The organism is Pseudarthrobacter sp. DSP2-3-2b1 (assembly GCF_049895945.1).
Lineage (GTDB): Bacteria > Actinomycetota > Actinomycetes > Actinomycetales > Micrococcaceae > Arthrobacter.
The window spans coordinates 24158-39883 of record NZ_JAFCTI010000004.1 but is presented as its reverse complement, the minus strand read 5'-3'; the positions used below and the strand labels follow the sequence as shown (position 1 = coordinate 39883).

Annotated in this window: 16 protein-coding genes; 7 read left to right on the top strand and 9 right to left on the bottom strand. The window is 66.7% G+C overall.

The window, feature by feature from the left end; translation table 11 throughout:
- Positions 1–4: 4 nt before the first annotated feature.
- From ACP7AX_RS06725 to ACP7AX_RS06705, 5 genes are all read right to left on the bottom strand, one after another.
- A complete protein-coding gene (locus ACP7AX_RS06725) occupies positions 5–226 on the bottom strand; it encodes a hypothetical protein (protein WP_426225869.1) in 222 nt (73 codons plus the stop codon).
- Complete coding sequence (locus ACP7AX_RS06720; protein ID WP_426225868.1) at positions 223–1440, bottom strand: anion permease; 1218 nt, start codon at positions 1438–1440, stop codon at positions 223–225. The genes ACP7AX_RS06725 and ACP7AX_RS06720 overlap by 4 nt, the downstream gene beginning before the upstream one ends.
- A gap of 151 nt (positions 1441–1591) precedes the next feature.
- Positions 1592–2101 (bottom strand): HAD domain-containing protein, encoded by a 510-nt coding sequence (locus tag ACP7AX_RS06715; protein WP_426225867.1) that lies wholly within the window; start codon positions 2099–2101, stop codon positions 1592–1594.
- A gap of 138 nt (positions 2102–2239) precedes the next feature.
- Positions 2240–3487 (bottom strand): FAD-dependent oxidoreductase, encoded by a 1248-nt coding sequence (locus tag ACP7AX_RS06710; protein ID WP_426225866.1) that lies wholly within the window; start codon positions 3485–3487, stop codon positions 2240–2242.
- Positions 3480–4817 (bottom strand): MFS transporter, encoded by a 1338-nt coding sequence (locus ACP7AX_RS06705; protein ID WP_426225865.1) that lies wholly within the window; start codon positions 4815–4817, stop codon positions 3480–3482. The genes ACP7AX_RS06710 and ACP7AX_RS06705 overlap by 8 nt, the downstream gene beginning before the upstream one ends.
- 48 nt (positions 4818–4865) lie before the next feature.
- On the opposite strand from ACP7AX_RS06705, the gene ACP7AX_RS06700 reads away from it, so the two are divergent.
- The 5 genes from ACP7AX_RS06700 (at position 4866) to ACP7AX_RS06680 (ending at position 9664) form a co-directional block, all read left to right on the top strand.
- Positions 4866–5708, top strand: a complete 843-nt coding sequence (locus tag ACP7AX_RS06700) for an IclR family transcriptional regulator (RefSeq protein WP_426225864.1) — start codon at positions 4866–4868, stop codon at positions 5706–5708.
- A gap of 138 nt (positions 5709–5846) precedes the next feature.
- The gene (locus ACP7AX_RS06695; RefSeq protein WP_426225996.1) at positions 5847–6992 is read left to right on the top strand and encodes a cupin domain-containing protein; all 1146 of its coding nucleotides are present in this window, start codon (positions 5847–5849) and stop codon (positions 6990–6992) included.
- Entirely contained in the window at positions 6989–7822 is an 834-nt protein-coding gene (locus tag ACP7AX_RS06690; protein WP_426225863.1) for a fumarylacetoacetate hydrolase family protein, read from the top strand. The genes ACP7AX_RS06695 and ACP7AX_RS06690 overlap by 4 nt, the downstream gene beginning before the upstream one ends.
- On the top strand, positions 7822–8580 hold the full coding sequence (locus ACP7AX_RS06685) for a maleylpyruvate isomerase family mycothiol-dependent enzyme (RefSeq protein ID WP_426225862.1): 759 nt from the start codon (positions 7822–7824) through the stop codon (positions 8578–8580). The genes ACP7AX_RS06690 and ACP7AX_RS06685 overlap by 1 nt, the downstream gene beginning before the upstream one ends.
- A 127-nt stretch (positions 8581–8707) precedes the next feature.
- Positions 8708–9664 (top strand): hypothetical protein, encoded by a 957-nt coding sequence (locus ACP7AX_RS06680; protein WP_426225861.1) that lies wholly within the window; start codon positions 8708–8710, stop codon positions 9662–9664.
- On the opposite strand, the gene ACP7AX_RS06675 is transcribed toward ACP7AX_RS06680, so the two are convergent.
- Complete coding sequence (locus tag ACP7AX_RS06675; protein WP_131681477.1) at positions 9654–10088, bottom strand: VOC family protein; 435 nt, start codon at positions 10086–10088, stop codon at positions 9654–9656. The genes ACP7AX_RS06680 and ACP7AX_RS06675 overlap by 11 nt on opposite strands.
- Positions 10089–10188: 100 nt before the next feature.
- On the opposite strand from ACP7AX_RS06675, the gene ACP7AX_RS06670 reads away from it, so the two are divergent.
- Complete coding sequence (locus tag ACP7AX_RS06670; RefSeq protein WP_131681478.1) at positions 10189–10809, top strand: L-threonylcarbamoyladenylate synthase; 621 nt, start codon at positions 10189–10191, stop codon at positions 10807–10809.
- Positions 10810–10840: 31 nt separating this feature from the next.
- On the opposite strand, the gene ligD is transcribed toward ACP7AX_RS06670, so the two are convergent.
- Positions 10841–11866: a non-homologous end-joining DNA ligase gene (gene ligD, locus ACP7AX_RS06665; RefSeq protein WP_131681479.1), complete on the bottom strand. Its 1026-nt coding sequence runs from the start codon at positions 11864–11866 to the stop codon at positions 10841–10843.
- A gap of 80 nt (positions 11867–11946) precedes the next feature.
- Between ligD and ACP7AX_RS06660 the strand changes: the two genes are divergently transcribed.
- Positions 11947–12624 (top strand): alpha/beta family hydrolase, encoded by a 678-nt coding sequence (locus ACP7AX_RS06660; protein WP_426225860.1) that lies wholly within the window; start codon positions 11947–11949, stop codon positions 12622–12624.
- A 45-nt stretch (positions 12625–12669) separates the two neighbouring features.
- On the opposite strand, the gene ACP7AX_RS06655 is transcribed toward ACP7AX_RS06660, so the two are convergent.
- Both ACP7AX_RS06655 and hrpB read right to left on the bottom strand, forming a co-directional pair.
- Positions 12670–12822, bottom strand: a complete 153-nt coding sequence (locus ACP7AX_RS06655) for a hypothetical protein (protein ID WP_426225859.1) — start codon at positions 12820–12822, stop codon at positions 12670–12672.
- 149 nt (positions 12823–12971) lie between these two features.
- Positions 12972–15698 carry an ATP-dependent helicase HrpB gene (hrpB, locus tag ACP7AX_RS06650; RefSeq protein ID WP_426225858.1) on the bottom strand — a complete coding sequence of 909 codons (2727 nt, stop codon included), beginning with the start codon at positions 15696–15698 and terminating at the stop codon, positions 12972–12974.
- Between the last annotated feature and the right edge of the window lie 28 nt (positions 15699–15726).

The following is a 15726-nucleotide window of genomic DNA, read 5'->3' as shown; positions in this document are numbered from 1 at the left end:
GCGGCTAGTTGGAGAAGTACGGAATGATCAGGTAAAGCCCGAACAGGACAGCGAGTCCGCACAAACCGAAGCAGACATAGGCCAGGGAACGCTTAAACCCCGGTGATGCCTGCTCAGCGTCTCCCGCTATGGCGGTCAGCCGGACGCCCAGTGAATACAGGACCACCACTGTCACCGCAGCCACCAGGGTTGCACCGCCAACGGTCACCAGTTCCATCCACTTCATCGCTGTGTTTCCTTTTCCTCGTTGGCCCTGGCGCGGGCCCGGGCAAGGGCCTTCTTCTTGGCGAAGCGGACGGCCTGGCCGGCTTCTTCGACCTCCACCGCGTTGTGGTGCCCCACATGGGACTTGCGGGAGTAAAAGAACATAAAGAGCACGGCGGCAGTGCCGGCGACGGCGGCGATCGCCACGCCCACGACGCCGGTCTTCACCAGCAGCGCGGTCAGTGCCCCGACGATGCCGGCGGCGGGCAGGGTGAACAGCCAGCCGACGGCGATCTTGCCTACCATGCCCCAGCGCACCGTGGTGCCTTTACGGCCCATGCCGGACCCGATAACCGACCCTGACGCCACCTGAGTGGTGGAGAGGGCGAAGCCCAGATGGGACGATGCCAGGATGGCCGAGGCCGTGCTGGTCTCCGCCGCGAAACCCTGGGCCGGTTTGACCTCGGTCAGGCCGGATCCCATGGTCCTGATAATGCGCCAGCCGCCTGCATAAGTGCCCACCGCGATGGCTATGGCGCACGCGGCGATAACCCAGAACTGTGGGCCGGAACCGGGGGCCTGCGTGCCGGCGGCAATCAGGACCAGGGTGATGATACCCATGGTCTTCTGGGCATCATTGGTGCCGTGGGCCAGCGCCACAAGGCTGGAGGTGAAGATCTGGCCGGTCCGGAAGCCGCCGCGTCTCTGCGTCCGCTTGGTGCCGGTTTCGGGATCGTGGCGGGCTGTCAGGGCGTAGGCGAGCCTGGTGCAGATGTACGCCACGATGCCGGCAATAAGGGGGGCGAAGATGGCGGGGAGGATGACTTTCTGGAGCAGGGTTTCCAGGTTTACCGAGTCGAAGCCGATGCCGGCGATGGCGGCACCGATCAGGCCACCGAAAAGAGCGTGGGACGAACTGGACGGCAGCCCCTTGAGCCACGTGATCATGTTCCAGAGAATGGCGCCCATCAAACCGGCAAAAATGATCTCCGGCGTAATCTGTACGCCGTCCGAGCCTTCTTTGATGATGCCGCCGGAGACGGTCTTGGCCACTTCCGTTGACAGGAACGCGCCAACAAGGTTCAGGATGGCGGCGAGGGTCACGGCGGTCTTGGGTTTGATGGCGCCCGTGGCGATAGGCGTGGCCATCGCGTTGGCCGTGTCATGGAAGCCGTTTGTGAAGTCGAAAAATAGTGCCAGCGCGATGACCAGCGCCACCATTAAGGTGATATCCACCTGTTGCCCAATCTGCAGAGTCGACGTTCGGCAGTTTCTCCCCTGGCCGCCCTGGCCAGCATAATTCACCTGCTGTTCATGGAAAACAGCTGGCAATGTTTACCGGGAGCGGCCTGAAACCTCATCGATCGTACGCGCCTGGAGCATCAGGTCAAAACATCGGCCCCTCCACAAATGCCCTGACCGCTGCCAGTTCGCCCGCCGAGATGCCATGCCGGGGATCGGGTGAGACCAGCATGATGCGGCGGCCCAGGATCTGTGCCCAGGCCTGGGCCTCCTGCTCAAAATTGAGCTGGTCATCGATCCACACCAACGCATCGGCCCCGGACCTGGCGAGGTCCGCCTGGATGGCTCGAAGCTTCCACCAGTCCGCACCGGTTCCCCCTGCTTCGGCCGCCAGGTACGGCCAGCCGCCCGCATTGAGCCCGATGGCGGGGCACAGATAGTGGGGCGCCATTTCTTCCCAGCTGGTGAGCCAAACGCAGCGGACGCCGGGTAGCCGGGCAAGGTTGTTCAGCCCGTCAACAAGCTCGCGGGCGTAAGCCACTTCAAGCAGGCCGGCGTTGGCGAAGCGCCAGGCGGTACCCCATGGTGTCCGGCCGGTTGCTCCGAACGGGCACACCACGCCGTCGACGTCCAGGTACAGAGTGACGTTCCGCACGCTTGCTCACCCCGGGCCAGCGGGCGCTGACGGAGGGTAGCCGGCCATTAAACAGGCCGCAAAATAGAGGAGCGGCTGCACACAATCAATCGTTGCATTGTGTGCAGCCGCCCCTCAATAGCCAAGGACCAAAGAACCTTAGACAGAAGCCGTTGACTTCACGGCACCGCGGACGGAGGGGCTTCCCGGCTGGTCCTGGCCGTACAGCCAATCGTTGTACTGGAAGTCGTTGTCCTTCCGGCTCTTGAAGAGCAGGTTCCGGAGCGTGCGGCCCAGGCCCGAGACATGCCAGGACTCACCCCAGACGCGGGCGGTGCGCTGGACCCGGGCGGTGCGGCCGGCACGGATCCTGTTGAATTCGGCGATGGCACCATCCCAGGCTTCCGGGTTGACGCCGTCCGCGGTGAAGACGGTTCCGTTGGTGGTGTCCTGGAGAACGGCGGCGTCCTCGAGGGCCTGGCACGCGCCCTGGGCGAGGTACTGCAGCATGGGGTGTGCGGCGTCGCCCATCAGCACCATGCGGCCGGCCACCCAGTTCTCGATCGGGTCGCGGTCATACATGGGCCAGCGGATGCCTGTGGCGAGGTTCTTGAGCGCTTCCTGAACGGCCGGGACGCAGTCCTTGTAGGCTGCCTCGAGCTCGTCGACGCCGCCGTACTGCTCCTCACCGCGTTCGAAAGAGGCTGACTTGAAGACGGCCACCGTGTTCAGCAGCTTGCCCTTCCGCAGCGGGTACTGCACCAGGTGGCAGTCCGGGCCGAGGTAGACAATGACGTCCTCGAGGTCTGTCTTGGGCGTGTTCTCGGTGATAGGAACGGTACCGCGGTAGGCAACGTACGCGGAAGGGACCGGTTCGTCGCCGGCCACGAGCGGACGCAGGGTGGACTTGAGGCCATCGGCACCGATGACGACGTCTGCCTCGTAGTCAACGCCCGCGGCGGTGTGCGCCACGCCGCGGCCGTTCACGGTTTCAACGCTTTCGACCATCACGTCGTTGACGAGCTTGACGCCGGCAGCCTCACATCCCTCCAGCAGGACCCGGTGCAGGTCGCTGCGGTGGATCACCACGTACGGTGCGCCGTAGCGGTCCGCGAACTCGCCGTTCAGGGTTTGGCGCGTCAGTTCCTCGCCGGTGACGGCGTCACGGAAGACCAGGTGCTTGGGCTGGACACCGATTTCCAGTGCCTTTTCCAGCAGGCCCCAGCGCTGCAGGACGCGGGAGGCGTTGGGGGCCATCTGCAGGCCTGCGCCCACCTCGCCGAATTCCGGGGCCCGCTCCACCAGGGTGACGTTGGCGCCGTTTTCACGCAGCGCGAGTGCTCCGGCCAGTCCGGCCATTCCCCCTCCGATGACCAGGACATCGGTGGACGTGGCGTGCTCAGACATTGTGTGCTCCTTCAGATATTGCGAGTTTTGACTTGAGTTTGATGCCGACGGCGGCCAGCAGGACCGCGGCAATGGCGGCTGCTCCGGCGAAGGCGATGAAGTTGGAGTTGACGCCCAGCCCGGCCGCCAGCAGGAGTCCACCGACCTGGGGTGCCACGACGGCGCCGATCCGGCCGGTGCCCAGCGCCCAGCCGAGTGCCGTGCCGCGGAGGTGACCGGGATAGTGGCTGGCAACCGCTGCGATGATGAGGCACTGGGTGCCGTGTGTTCCCACGCCGGCCAGGACCAGCATGAAGTAGACGATGCCGACGGACGGGCCGGTCACGAGGACCACCAGTGCTCCGGCGGCGACGGCGGCTGCGGCGATTGCGGTGGGGATCGGTCCGAAGCGGGTGCCGGCCCAGGCGGTGATGACCGAACCGGCCACTGCCCCAAGGTTCAGTGCTAGGGCGAAGGTCAGGGCGGAACCCAGGTTGTAGCCGGCCAGCTGCATGAGGTTGGGAAGCCAGGTTCCCAGTCCGTACCAGGCGAACAGTGTGGCAATGGTGGCAACGGCGAACAGGACACTCACGCCCAGGTAGGGGGCGCGCAGAAGTGACGAGAAACCGGAGGGTTCTTGTTCTGAGGCGCCAATACCGGCTGCCTTGGCGGCTTTGTCTTCGGCACTGGCCGGGGCCAGCGTCTCCGGAAGGTATTTCAGTCCCAGCGGCACCACGATCAGCAGGGCCAGGACGGCCACCAGGAACATGGATTCCCAGCCGAAGGCGGGGATGAGCTGGATGCCCACAAGGGCGGCGATTGATCCGCCGATCGGGACTCCGGACATCATCAGGGTGGCGATGATGGACCGCCACTTTGCGGGGACCAGCTCTGCCACCAGGGCATTCGCCGAGGGAACCAGGCCGCCAAGCCCGATCCCGGCGAGGAGGCGCAGGACACCGAAGATGGCTGCGTTCGGAGCAAAGGCGCACAGGACGGTGAAGATGGAGAAAATGACGGCGCAGCCAAGGATGGTGCGGCGGCGGCCCCAGGAGTCCGCCATGCGGCCCGCGAAGATCGCCCCGATCATCATGCCCAGAAAGGCCATTGATCCGATTGTTCCGGCGGTGGCCTTGGTCAGGCCCCAGCCGGTTTCTGCGATCAGGGACGACTGCACGGTGCCGTAGACGATGAGGTCGTAACCATCAAAGACCACCAGCAGCCAGCAGACAAGGACGGCGGCAGCCGAACCTTTGGTGAACCGCGACGCAGGCCCGTCAGCGGCAAGGGGGGCAGCAGCAGCCCCGGGTGAGGACCGTTGCGGCACTGCAGCGGGAGGTGTGTGATTCATCCCACTACTGTCGTGGCCCTCCCGGATGAACCACAATACAATTCTGACATGCAGAACTATTCCCCTTCCCCGGCGCCGGGTTCGGCACGTACGCCCCGGAAGAAGCCCGTGCAGAAGCGGCCAACCTATTCCGTCGAGGCGGTGGACAACGCGTTGCAGCTGCTTCAGATGCTTCGCGACGGCGGGCCGCTGAGGTTGAAGGACGCGGCAGCGGAGCTGGGGGTGGCGCCGTCTACCGCCCACCGCCTCCTGGCCATGCTTGTCTACCGGGGTTTTGCTGTGCAGGACGAAACGCGCCGCTATGTGCCCGGTCCCGCCATGGGCGTAGGGCCGGCCGGGCTGAGCTGGACCAGGCTGCTCCGCTCGCTGGCCCTGCCGCATATGGAACTGCTGTCTGCCCAGCTCAACGAGACAGTGAACCTGATGGTCCGGGTGGGGACGAAAGTGCGGTTTCTGGCCACTGTAGAAGGAAGCAACGTCTTACGGGTCGGTGACCGGCAGGGAACGGTGATGCCGGCCAATAAGACGTCAGGCGGCAAGGCAATGCTTGCCGAAATGGCGCCTAACATGATCGAGCAGCTCTTCCGCAGCAACAATGCCGAGATCAGCGGAGACACCATTCCCGCTGCCGAGTACCCCGCCTTCCTGCGGGAACTCGAGTCCATCCGGAGCAACGGCTTCGCCGCCAATTTCGAAGGCACTGAAGAAGGAGTCAGCGCACTGGGCATGGCCCTGCACAACCGCCGCGGGGCTGTCGTCGGCGCGCTCAGCGTCGCCACTCCCGCAACGCGCTTCCGCAAGGTCTTCGACGCCGGCCTGGTCGGCGCCCTGCGGGAAACCTGCCGGCAGCTGGAGATCGACATCGCGGCCAACCCGGCGGACCCGGAGTGAGTTCTCCGGGAGGAGAGCTCCCGTAATTCTGGCCAGCAGAATATGTTGGGGGTCACACCATGGCGTCCGTAAAGTCGGACTATGCCGCAGTGCCGTTTTGACCCTTAGACATACTGTTTGACCTTGAAGGAGGCCGACGTGTCCATCAGCGCCGAGAACACGACCCATGAATCAGTGGCCGCGGGGCAGACTCTTCCTGAGCCGACGCCCGAAGAGGTTGCCCAGCTCAAAGAGCTGTACCAGGACTTTGACCGCGAGAACCTGATCCCGTTGTGGACCGAAATCGCGGACCTTATGCCGATGGTTCCGTCGCCGAAGGCCGTGCCGCACGTGTGGCGCTGGAGCGACCTGTACCCGTTGGCTGCCCGTGCCGGGGACCTGGTGCCGGTGGGCCGCGGCGGGGAACGCCGCGCCATTGCCTTGGCGAACCCTGGCCTTGCCGGGACCCCCTACGCCACCCCGACGCTGTGGGCTGCCATCCAGTACCTGGGTGCGCGTGAGACCGCACCGGAGCACCGTCACTCCCAGAATGCCTTCCGCTTTGTTGTTGAGGGCGAAGGCGTCTGGACCGTTGTGAACGGTGACCCGGTCCGGATGTCCCGCGGCGATTTCCTGCTGACCCCGGGCTGGAACTTCCACGGCCACCACAACGACACTGATAAGCCGATGGCCTGGATCGACGGCCTGGACATCCCGTTCGTGCATTACGCCGACGCCGGCTTCTTCGAATTCGGCACCGAGCGTGTTACTGACGAGGCCACCCCGGACATCTCACGCTCCGAGCGGCTCTGGGCCCACCCCGGCCTGCGCCCGCTCTCGGGCCTGGATGACACCACCAGCTCCCCCATCGCCGCGTACCGCTGGGAATACACGGACCGCGCCCTCACCGAGCAGCTGCTCCTGGAGGATGAGGGCCACCCCGCCACCGTGTCCCAGGGCCACGCTGCCGTGCGCTTCACCAACCCCACCACCGGCGGCGACGTGATGCCCACCATCCGGGCCGAATTCCACCGCCTCCGCGACGGCGCCGCCACCGAGCCGCTCCGCGAGGTGGGCTCCAGCGTCTGGCAGGTCTTCGAAGGTTCCGGCACCGCCACCCTGAACGGCGAGGTCAAGGCCCTGGCCAAGGGCGACCTGTTTGTGGTCCCGTCCTGGGCCGAATGGTCCCTGCAGGCAGAGTCTGATTCTCAAACGGAGTTTGATTTGTTCCGCTTCAGCGACGCCCCCATTTTTGAACGGCTGAACTTTAACCGCACCTACACCGAAGGACGCAAGAACGCATGAGACTCCTGACACTCCGCCTCTCGAATGAGGGAACAACAGACACCAAGGCAGTCCGCCAGGACGGCGACACCCTCACTGAAATCGACGGGTTCGCCGACGTCGGGGCCCTCCTGAAGGACTCCGCCTGGGAGTCCATCGCCGCCGCTGCGAACGGGGCCACCCACCCGCTCGAAGGCGCAGACCTGGACGCCGTTGTTCCGGCCCCGGGCAAGATCATCTGCGTGGGCCACAACTACCGCAACCACATCAAGGAAATGGGCCGGGAAGTCCCCGAATACCCCACCCTGTTCGCCAAATACGCCGAATCCCTGATCGGCCCCAACGATGACCTGGCCCTGCCCCAGGAATCGGACACCGTGGACTGGGAATCCGAACTCGCCGTCGTCATCGGCAAGAAGGGCCGCCGGATTTCAGAAGCCGACGCCGCGGACCACATCGCCGGGTACGCCGTGCTCAACGATGTGTCCATGCGCGACTACCAGTTCCGCACCATCCAGTGGCTCCAGGGCAAGACCTGGGAAAAGTCCACCCCGTTCGGACCGGCCCTGGTCACCAAGGACGAGTTCAGCGGCGGCCTCATGACCACCGCCGTGGACGGCGAGACCCAGCAGTCCACACCCACCAACGACGTCGTCTTCACCCCGGAGTTCCTGGTCTCCTACATCTCCACGATCATCACGCTGAACCCCGGCGACGTCATCGCCACCGGCACCCCGGGAGGCGTGGGCCACGCCCAGGACCCGAAGCGGTACCTGCAGGAAGGCCAGATCCTGGTCACCACCATCGAGGGCCTCGGCCAGCTGAACAACCGCGTGGTCAAGGAATCCTGATGGCCGCACGCCACGACCAGACGACGGACCCGCAGCTGCTCGACTCGCTGCTGCAGGCCCGCCGCGGGACCGCGTTCTTCGCGCGTAAGCTCAACGAGCTCTCCGACTCGGACCTCGACGGGCCCTCGTTGCTGCCAGGCTGGACCCGCCGCCACGTCACCGCCCACATCGGCTACAACGCGCGGGCCATCGCGCGGCTCATCGAGTGGGCGGCCACCGGCGTGGAAACCCCCATGTACGCCTCCACGGAGATCAGGGACCACGAAATCAATTTCGGGGCCACCCTGCCGCCGATAGCGCTGCGGCACCTCTTTGACCACTCAGCGGTGCACCTGAACGTCGAATGGCGTGACCTGCCCGAAGAGGCTTGGCACCACCTGGTCAAAACAGCCCAGGGGCGCACCGTCCCGGCCGAGGAAACCGTCTGGATGCGCACCCGGGAAGTCTGGACCCACGCCGTCGACCTGGACAACGGAGCCACGTTCGCCGATATCCCGGTACCGGTTCTGGCCCGCCTGCTCAAGGACATCACCTCCGCCTGGGCAACCCGCGGCACAGACACCGGGCTGCAGGTCCTGGTCACGGACCAGCAACCCGAACTGAAGCTCGGCGACGCCGGTGCTGACGCTCCCGTGCTGATCTCCGGCCCGCTGGCCGGTGTGCTCCGCTGGGCAACCGGCCGGGGCACCGACGGCGTCACCGCCAGCCAGAGCGGGGCAGCGCTGGGAGCCGTCCCGGCAGCCCCGAAGTGGATCTGACCGGCAGCCACTGATCCGGACACGGCCGGCCATGGCGTGAACACGAAGCAGTCCGGGATCGGACAAGGAAGACCACCTCAGCCGGGGTGGTCTTCCTTGTTTGTGTGCCCCCGGTTAGCCTCAAACCATGGAGCAGGAAGCCTTGCGGCCCGCCGTAGCCTGGTTGGCTGCTTCCCCGGAGCCAGCAGTGCGCCGGGCGGTCCAACGGGAGTTCCTTGGCCAGCCGTGGTCCGGCGGCTCCGTGACCGGTGGCAGGATTGTGGGCTCGCTGCTCGCCGGCCAGCAGCCCGATGGCAGCTTCGGCGTCCACCCCTACCGGAAATGGAGCGGCGCGCACTGGCGGCTCGTCTCCCTCGTGGACCTTGGCGTCACGGAAGTGGACGCACCGTCAATGCTGCAGGCCGCAGGCACGGTGCTTGACTGGCTGCACAGCGACAAGCACCGCAGCCAGATCCGCACCATCAACGGCCTGACCCGCCGCTGTGCTTCCCAGGAAGGCAATGCCCTCTACGTCTGCAGCCGGCTCGGGATGCAGGAAGATCCACGGGTGATCCAGCTTGCCCATGACCTGACGGTGTGGCAGTGGCCTGACGGCGGCTGGAACTGCGATCTGAACGCGAGCGGGCGCCGGTCCTCGTTCCATGAGACGCTGCCTGCCGCCAAGGGACTTTACGAATTCTGGAAGGCCAGCGGGGATCCGGCGGCCCGGACCGGCGCCGAACGGGCGGCCGGGCTGTTCCTGGATCACCGTCTGTTCAAATCCCGCTCTACCGGCCGGACCATCGACCCGCTCTGGGTCAAGCTCCGCTACCCCGAATACTGGCACTACGGCATCTTGCCGGCCTTGCTCCTGCTGGCCCGGATGGGCCTGATCGATGATCCGGGAGCCGCGGAAGCACTCGCGGTGTTGCGGGGAAAGATGCTGCCCGACGGCGGGTGGCCGGCCGAGGGCGCGTGGTGGCACCCGCCGTCGGCCGCCGCCAGTCAGACAGAGGTGACCGATTGGGGCCGGACCGGCCCCAATCAGTTCGTCACGCTCAGCGCAGTCCGTATCCTCGGATCAGCCAGTGCTGCTAAGGGGTAGGCGCCGCATGGTCAGGGTTGTTGACGTTGACCAGCCAGGCGGTCCCGAACCGGTCGGTGCACATACCGAAGATGTCGCCCCAGGGTGCCTTCTCCAACGGGACGGTGACCGTGCCGCCGTCGCCCGCGAGCTTGTCCCAGTAGCCGCGCAGCTCTGTTTCGTCGTCACCGCTCAGGGAGATCGAGATTGAGCTGCCCGTTGAGGCTTCCATGGAATTGGGTGTGTCCGCCCCCATCAGAACCAGGCCACTGCCGGTGGTCAGCATGCCGTGCATGATCTTTTCTGCTTCCCCCGGATCCTCGCTGGCCTGGAACTCCCCGAAGGTGCTCAGTGCCAGTTCGCCGCCGAACACGGACTGGTAGAAAGTTAACGCCTCCCGGGCGTTGTCGCGGAAACCAAGGTAGGGGTTGAGCGTCGTTGGCATGGCCTGTCTCCTTGAAGTTCTGAAGGGAATCGGAACGGAACAGTCAACATCCTGCCTCAAACCTGCCTCCCTCGATAGGGGTTTGGCCTAGGCTCAGGGGATGGCCAGATATTTTGATGTTCATCCCGAGGATCCCCAGCCGCGCGCCATCACGCAGGCAGTACGCATAGTGCTTGACGGCGGCCTGATCGCTTACCCCACCGATTCCTGCTACGCGCTCGGGGCGCAGATGGGAAACAAAGAGGCATTGGACCGGATCAGGAGCATCCGCCAACTGGACAGCAAACACCACTTCACCTTGGTGTGTAAGGACTTCGCCCAGCTGGGCCAGTTCGTGAACATCGGCAACGACGTGTTCCGCAGCATCAAGGCCGTCACGCCGGGAAGTTACACGTTCATCCTGCCGGCCACCAAGGAGGTCCCGCGCAGGCTGCTGCACCCGAAGAAGAAAACGGTGGGCGTCCGTATTCCTGACAACCGTGTGGTGCAGGCGCTGCTGGCCGAACTCGGTGAACCGTTGCTGTCCAGCACCTTGCTGCTCCCCGACGAGGAGGATCCGCTGACGCAGGGGTGGGAAATCAAGGAGCGGCTGGACCACGTGGTGGACGCCGTCATCGATTCGGGCGACTGCGGCGCGGAGCCCACCACCGTCATCGATTTCTCGTCCGGAGTGGCCGAGGTGGTCCGGCGCGGCACCGGAGATCCGTCCCGCTTCGAATAGCCCGGTGGGAAAAGTTCGGGCTCGAACAGCCTCAGTCCGGTTTCCGGGCCCTGCTGGGCTGCACGCGGGAGGGCTCTCCGGGCATTTTGGGGTAGTCCGGCGGGAAGGGCAGCTCCCCCAGCCCGGACTTGAGGTCCCGCTCCCACCACTCCAGCAGCACGTCGATGGTGCCGCCCGGTGTGGTGTTCATGTTTGCCCAGGGGTCGCCGACGGTCCTAAGCCGTTCCGGGACGGTCAGGATAGTGAAGTTTTTCGGGTCCGCGCTGCCCAGCTCGTCCCAGGTGATGGGGCAGGACACCGGGGCATGGGCCAGCGCACGCGGGCTGTACGCACCGGCGATGGTCCTGTCGCGGTTGGCTTGGTTGAAGTCCAGGAAAACCCGCTCGCCCCGTTCCTCCTTCCACCAGGCCGTGGTGACTTTTTCCGGCATCCGCCGCTCCAGTTCGCGGGCTGCAGCGATCACGGCGTGGCGGACATCCAGGAATTCACGGGTGGGTTCGATCGGGGCGTAGACATGAAGCCCGCGGTTCCCCGAGGTCTTGATGAAACAGTCCAGGCCCGCCTCCGCCAGCACTTCCTTCAGGGCCAGCGCGGCCGGGACGGCGTCGTCGAAGTCGGTGCCCGGCTGGGGATCAAGGTCGATCCTCAGCTGGTCCGGATTGTCGGTGTTACCTGCCCGGGACGGCCACGGGTGGAAGACCACGGTGTTCATCTGCACGGCCCAGACGGCGGCGGCCGGTTCGTCGAGCACCAGCATGGGATGCGAACGCGCACTGGGGAAGACTACCTTTACGGACCGGATGAACTCCGGGGCTCCCTTGGGCGGGTTCTTGGAGAAAAACTGCTCTCCGTCGATGGTGCTCGAGTAACGCTGCAGCGCTACCGGCCGGTCACCGTTTGCGGCGATGAATGCCTCGCCGACGTCCACCATGTACTTGGCCAGGTCCAGTTTGGTCAGGCCGAGATCCGGCCACATGACCCGGCTGGGGCTGGAAATGCGCATGTCGCGCTCGCCGTGGGGTCCGGGGACAGTGAGGGTGGTCTGTTCGCTCGCCATGGACACAACCTACCCCGCCGCTGGGGGCCGAGTCAGCACTGTGGCCGCCGTGCCGGGCAGCAATCGGGCATCATGGACGTATGCCCGTTGCTGAAACGCCTGTCACCATAACCGTCGGCGATCTTGAGGTCTCGGGCGTGTACGCCCGCCCGGAGAGCCCGTTTGCCACCGTTGTTTTGGCCCATGGCGCCGGCGCGGGCATGGAGCACCCGTTTATGACCGGTTTCACTGGCGCGCTTAACGACGACGGCGTTGCCACCCTGCGCTTCAACTTCCCCTACCGTGAAGCCGGCAGGAAGTTCCCGGACCGGCCTCCGGCCGCCATCGCCACCTGGCGCGCCGCCATGGAGGTGGCGTCCCGCCAGGGGTCAGCGCACGGGGACAGCGGCCCGGTTTGGGCGGCCGGCAAGTCTTTTGGCGGCCGGATGGCGTCCATGGCCGTGGCGGAGGGGATGGAAGCCGCCGGCCTGGTCTACCTTGGCTACCCCCTCCACCCGCCGGGAAAGCCGGAGAAGCTTCGCGATGAGCACCTGTACGGCCTCGAGCTTCCCATGTTGTTCCTTCAGGGGACGCGGGATACGTTCGCCGCCCAGGAACTCCTGGAGGGTGTGGTTGCCCGGATCGGCCCGGCCGCTGTCCTCACCTGGATCGACGGCGGGGATCATTCCTTTGCCGTGGCAGGGAACAAACGCAGTGCCGCCGAGATCGGCGCTTCGCTGGCCCCCGCCGTAGTGGACTTCATCAGGGCCCGCAGCTAGGACAAACTGGCCCGGCTCCGGATCAGGCGTCAGGCACCCGGCTGGCTACGCGGCGTCGTCGTGCCACCAGCCCTCCCAGGCGGCGGAGGTCAGCTGTCCATTGGGGAATCCCGTCTGACTGTTTCCGCCAGGATGGGCATGGCTGTCGTCGCTGCGGCGGGCGTCCAGCAAGAGGTTCAGGCTACTCAAAAGCAACATTGTTGCGTCCTTTCGTGTCGGGGTCTGGACCACATCGTCCAAGTAGTGACGAGCCTAACGGCGGCATGTTTCAATGCGTCGACGCAACGTTTCGGTCAGGTATCGGACATCTCACACGGGCCGACCGGCCGTGATGACATGCCCGGCCGTTACATGCGGGCTTTGGTCCGCGCGGTGGGTTTGGCGGTCCACGGGTCCTCGGGCCACGGGTGCTTGGGGTAGCGGCCGCGCATCTCCGCGCGCACCTGGGCGTAGGGCCCGGACCAGAAGGACGCCAGGTCATCCGTCACGGCAAGCGGGCGCCTGCCCGGTGAGAGCAGATGGAAGAGTACCGGCACACGCCCGTCAACCAGCCGCGGCGTTTCAGCCCAGCCAAAGCACTCCTGCAGCTTGACCGCGACCACCGGCCGGCCGGCGGCATTCGCGCGTGCGTTTGCCCCGGTGGACTGCGCCGCCGGGTACTCGGACAAGGAGGGGTATTCAATCTTCACCCTGGACCCGCTGGGGACTTCCAGCGCTTCGGGGGCCAGCTCCGCCAGCCGGCTTGCCTCCGGCCACGGCAGGAGCCGGCGCAGCGGGTCGGTGAGGTCGATGGAGCCAGTGGCTGCTCCACGGGCGAGGGCCTCAAGCTCGGGGCCCAGCCACAGATCCAGCCGGGCGAGCAGTGCGTGCTCGGAAACGTCAGGCCAGGGCTCCCCCAGTTCGTGGTGCAGGAGGGCAAGGCGGCGGCGCAAGGCCTCAGCTGCCACCGAGAACCCGATGATGTCCAGGCCTTCGGCTGCCAGGGTGCGGGCCACCGCCGCGCGGCCTTCAGCGGCAGAAGGCTTGACAGGCGTGGAGGAAAGGCCGATTGCCCCCAGCTTCCGTTCCCGCCGCGCAGTGACGCGGCCCTGGTTGAACGCCGCCACCACGGTGTCTGTCAGGAGTTGCTGCGCTGCCGCCATGGCGGTCTCAGCCGCCAGCGGCGCAGCGGAACGGATCACGGCGCCGGTGCCGGCCGCATCCCGGCCACCCGCGCGCGATACCTCGGCCACCGCCAGCCATTCCTGTCCCGACAGGGAACTTCCCGCTGGCAGGCCTGCGCGCGTCCCGGACGACAACAGATACTGGGCAGCTCCCTCGCCCGGCACACGGCGCGCCACCCGGTCCGGGAACGCCAGGGCGACGACGACGCCCACTGCTTCCGCTGCGGGCGCGGTTTCGGTGAAGGCGGAACTGCCGACGGCGGCCGCCTCCTTGCGCGCGATCGCCTCCAGCCGGCGGACGTCCTCCGCCCAGCGCCGGGAGGCCGGCTCCCTGCCGCCGCGCAGCACAGCCAGCAGCCGCGTCAGGTCCGCCCCCGGAGCCCGCTGGTCCCCTGATACCAGGGCGACAGCCTCCGCAGCCGTGTGGTGTCCCACGGCCGCTGTGCCGTCGAGCAAGGCCCGCGCCAGCCGGGGATCGGCCGGGACCCTGGCCAGCGTCCGGCCCAGCGCCGTGGCGTGCCCGTTCCGTGCCACGGCACCGAGTTCCCACAGCACCTCGGCAGCCTCCTCCATCGCTGCCGGCGGAGGTGCATCCGGAAGAGCCAGCCCCTGGCCGCCGGGTGAGCCCCAACAGGCCAGCACCAGGGCAGCGCCGGTGAGGTCCGCGACGGCGATCTCCGGGGTCACGTGGGCCGGAGCCGCACCGTAGGTCCGCTGGTCGTAGCAACGGACCACCCGCCCCGGCCCCTGCCGTGCGGCGCGCCCGGCCCGCTGTTCCGCGGATGCCCTGGAACAGGAGACGGTCACCAGGCCGGACATGCCGCGGCTGGCGTCCCGGCGGGGTTCGCGCGTCAGCCCGGAGTCTATGACCAGGCGCACGCCCGGGACGGTGAGCGATGATTCGGCGAGGTCCGTTGACACGATGATTCGTGCGGGCCCGCCGGGACGGCGCCCGGATACCGCGAGGTCCTGTTCTGCGGGGCTGACCTGGCCGTGGAGTTCCAGCACCTCCGTCCCGGCGGACGCCTGTCCGCGGAGGCGGGAAGCCACGTAGGAGACTTCCCAGGCACCCGGCACGAACACGAGGGCGTCGATCCCCGGGTCATGGTGCACCGCGGCCGCGTGCGCGTGGGCGGCTGAGTCTGCAACGTGGTCAAGGAACCCCCGCGTCACCCCACGGTCATCCAGCCGGGCAACGGCGGCAGGTGCCCATTCGATTGCCAGGGGGTACAGCGCCGATGGGCAGTCGACGACGGGAGCCGGACCGCCGCCGTCGTCCGCTGATACCCGCGCCTCTTCCTCCCGAAACGTGCCGTCCCCGATCAGGGCTGCGAAGCGGGGCGCGTCCAGCGTGGCGGACATCGCAACAAGGGTGAGGTCCCCCCGCAGCTGACGTACTTCGGCGAGCATTCCCAGCAGGAGGTCCGTCTCCAGGCCGCGTTCGTGGACCTCGTCCAGGATGACCGCCCCGGTTGTCTCCAGTCCGGGATCATCGAGCAGGCGCCGCAGCAGGATCCCGGGTGTGACGAACTCCACCAGCGTCCCGGGGCCGGCCTGGCGTTCCCCGCGCACCGTGTAGCCGACGCGGTCCCCTACCCTGCTGCCGTCCAGGGCGGCCAGGCGTCGGGCCGCTGCGCGGGCGGCAACACGCCGGGGCTGCGTGACCACCACCCGCCCGGATCCGCCGCGGCGCGCGGCCAGGTTGGCGAGCAGCGGCGGAACCAGCGTTGTTTTTCCCGTGCCCGGCGGTGCCTGCATCACTGCCGTTCCCGCAGCGCCCCCGGCGCGGAGGGCCTGTGCCAAGTCCCCCAGTGATTCCGCAAAAGCGAGACCGGTCCCGATGGCGGCCAGGTCAAAAACGTCTGTGTCCAAGGCGCCCTCAGGATTGGCGGAGTTGGTTGGGGATGTCACCAACCCATTGTCGCCGTAATTACGGCCG

Coding starts and splice junctions, on each gene's coding strand:
- ACP7AX_RS06700 (WP_426225864.1), top strand. CDS start 4,866: ATGCAGAACTATTCCCCTTCCCCGGCGCCGGGTTCGGCACGTACGCCC.
- ACP7AX_RS06675 (WP_131681477.1), bottom strand. CDS start 10,088: ATGCCAACGACGCTCAACCCCTACCTTGGTTTCCGCGACAACGCCCGG.
- ACP7AX_RS06725 (WP_426225869.1), bottom strand. CDS start 226: ATGAAGTGGATGGAACTGGTGACCGTTGGCGGTGCAACCCTGGTGGCT.
- ACP7AX_RS06670 (WP_131681478.1), top strand. CDS start 10,189: ATGGCCAGATATTTTGATGTTCATCCCGAGGATCCCCAGCCGCGCGCC.
- ligD (WP_131681479.1), bottom strand. CDS start 11,866: ATGGCGAGCGAACAGACCACCCTCACTGTCCCCGGACCCCACGGCGAG.
- ACP7AX_RS06690 (WP_426225863.1), top strand. CDS start 6,989: ATGAGACTCCTGACACTCCGCCTCTCGAATGAGGGAACAACAGACACC.
- ACP7AX_RS06655 (WP_426225859.1), bottom strand. CDS start 12,822: ATGTTGCTTTTGAGTAGCCTGAACCTCTTGCTGGACGCCCGCCGCAGC.
- ACP7AX_RS06710 (WP_426225866.1), bottom strand. CDS start 3,487: ATGTCTGAGCACGCCACGTCCACCGATGTCCTGGTCATCGGAGGGGGA.
- ACP7AX_RS06680 (WP_426225861.1), top strand. CDS start 8,708: ATGGAGCAGGAAGCCTTGCGGCCCGCCGTAGCCTGGTTGGCTGCTTCC.
- ACP7AX_RS06660 (WP_426225860.1), top strand. CDS start 11,947: ATGCCCGTTGCTGAAACGCCTGTCACCATAACCGTCGGCGATCTTGAG.
- ACP7AX_RS06705 (WP_426225865.1), bottom strand. CDS start 4,817: ATGAATCACACACCTCCCGCTGCAGTGCCGCAACGGTCCTCACCCGGG.
- ACP7AX_RS06685 (WP_426225862.1), top strand. CDS start 7,822: ATGGCCGCACGCCACGACCAGACGACGGACCCGCAGCTGCTCGACTCG.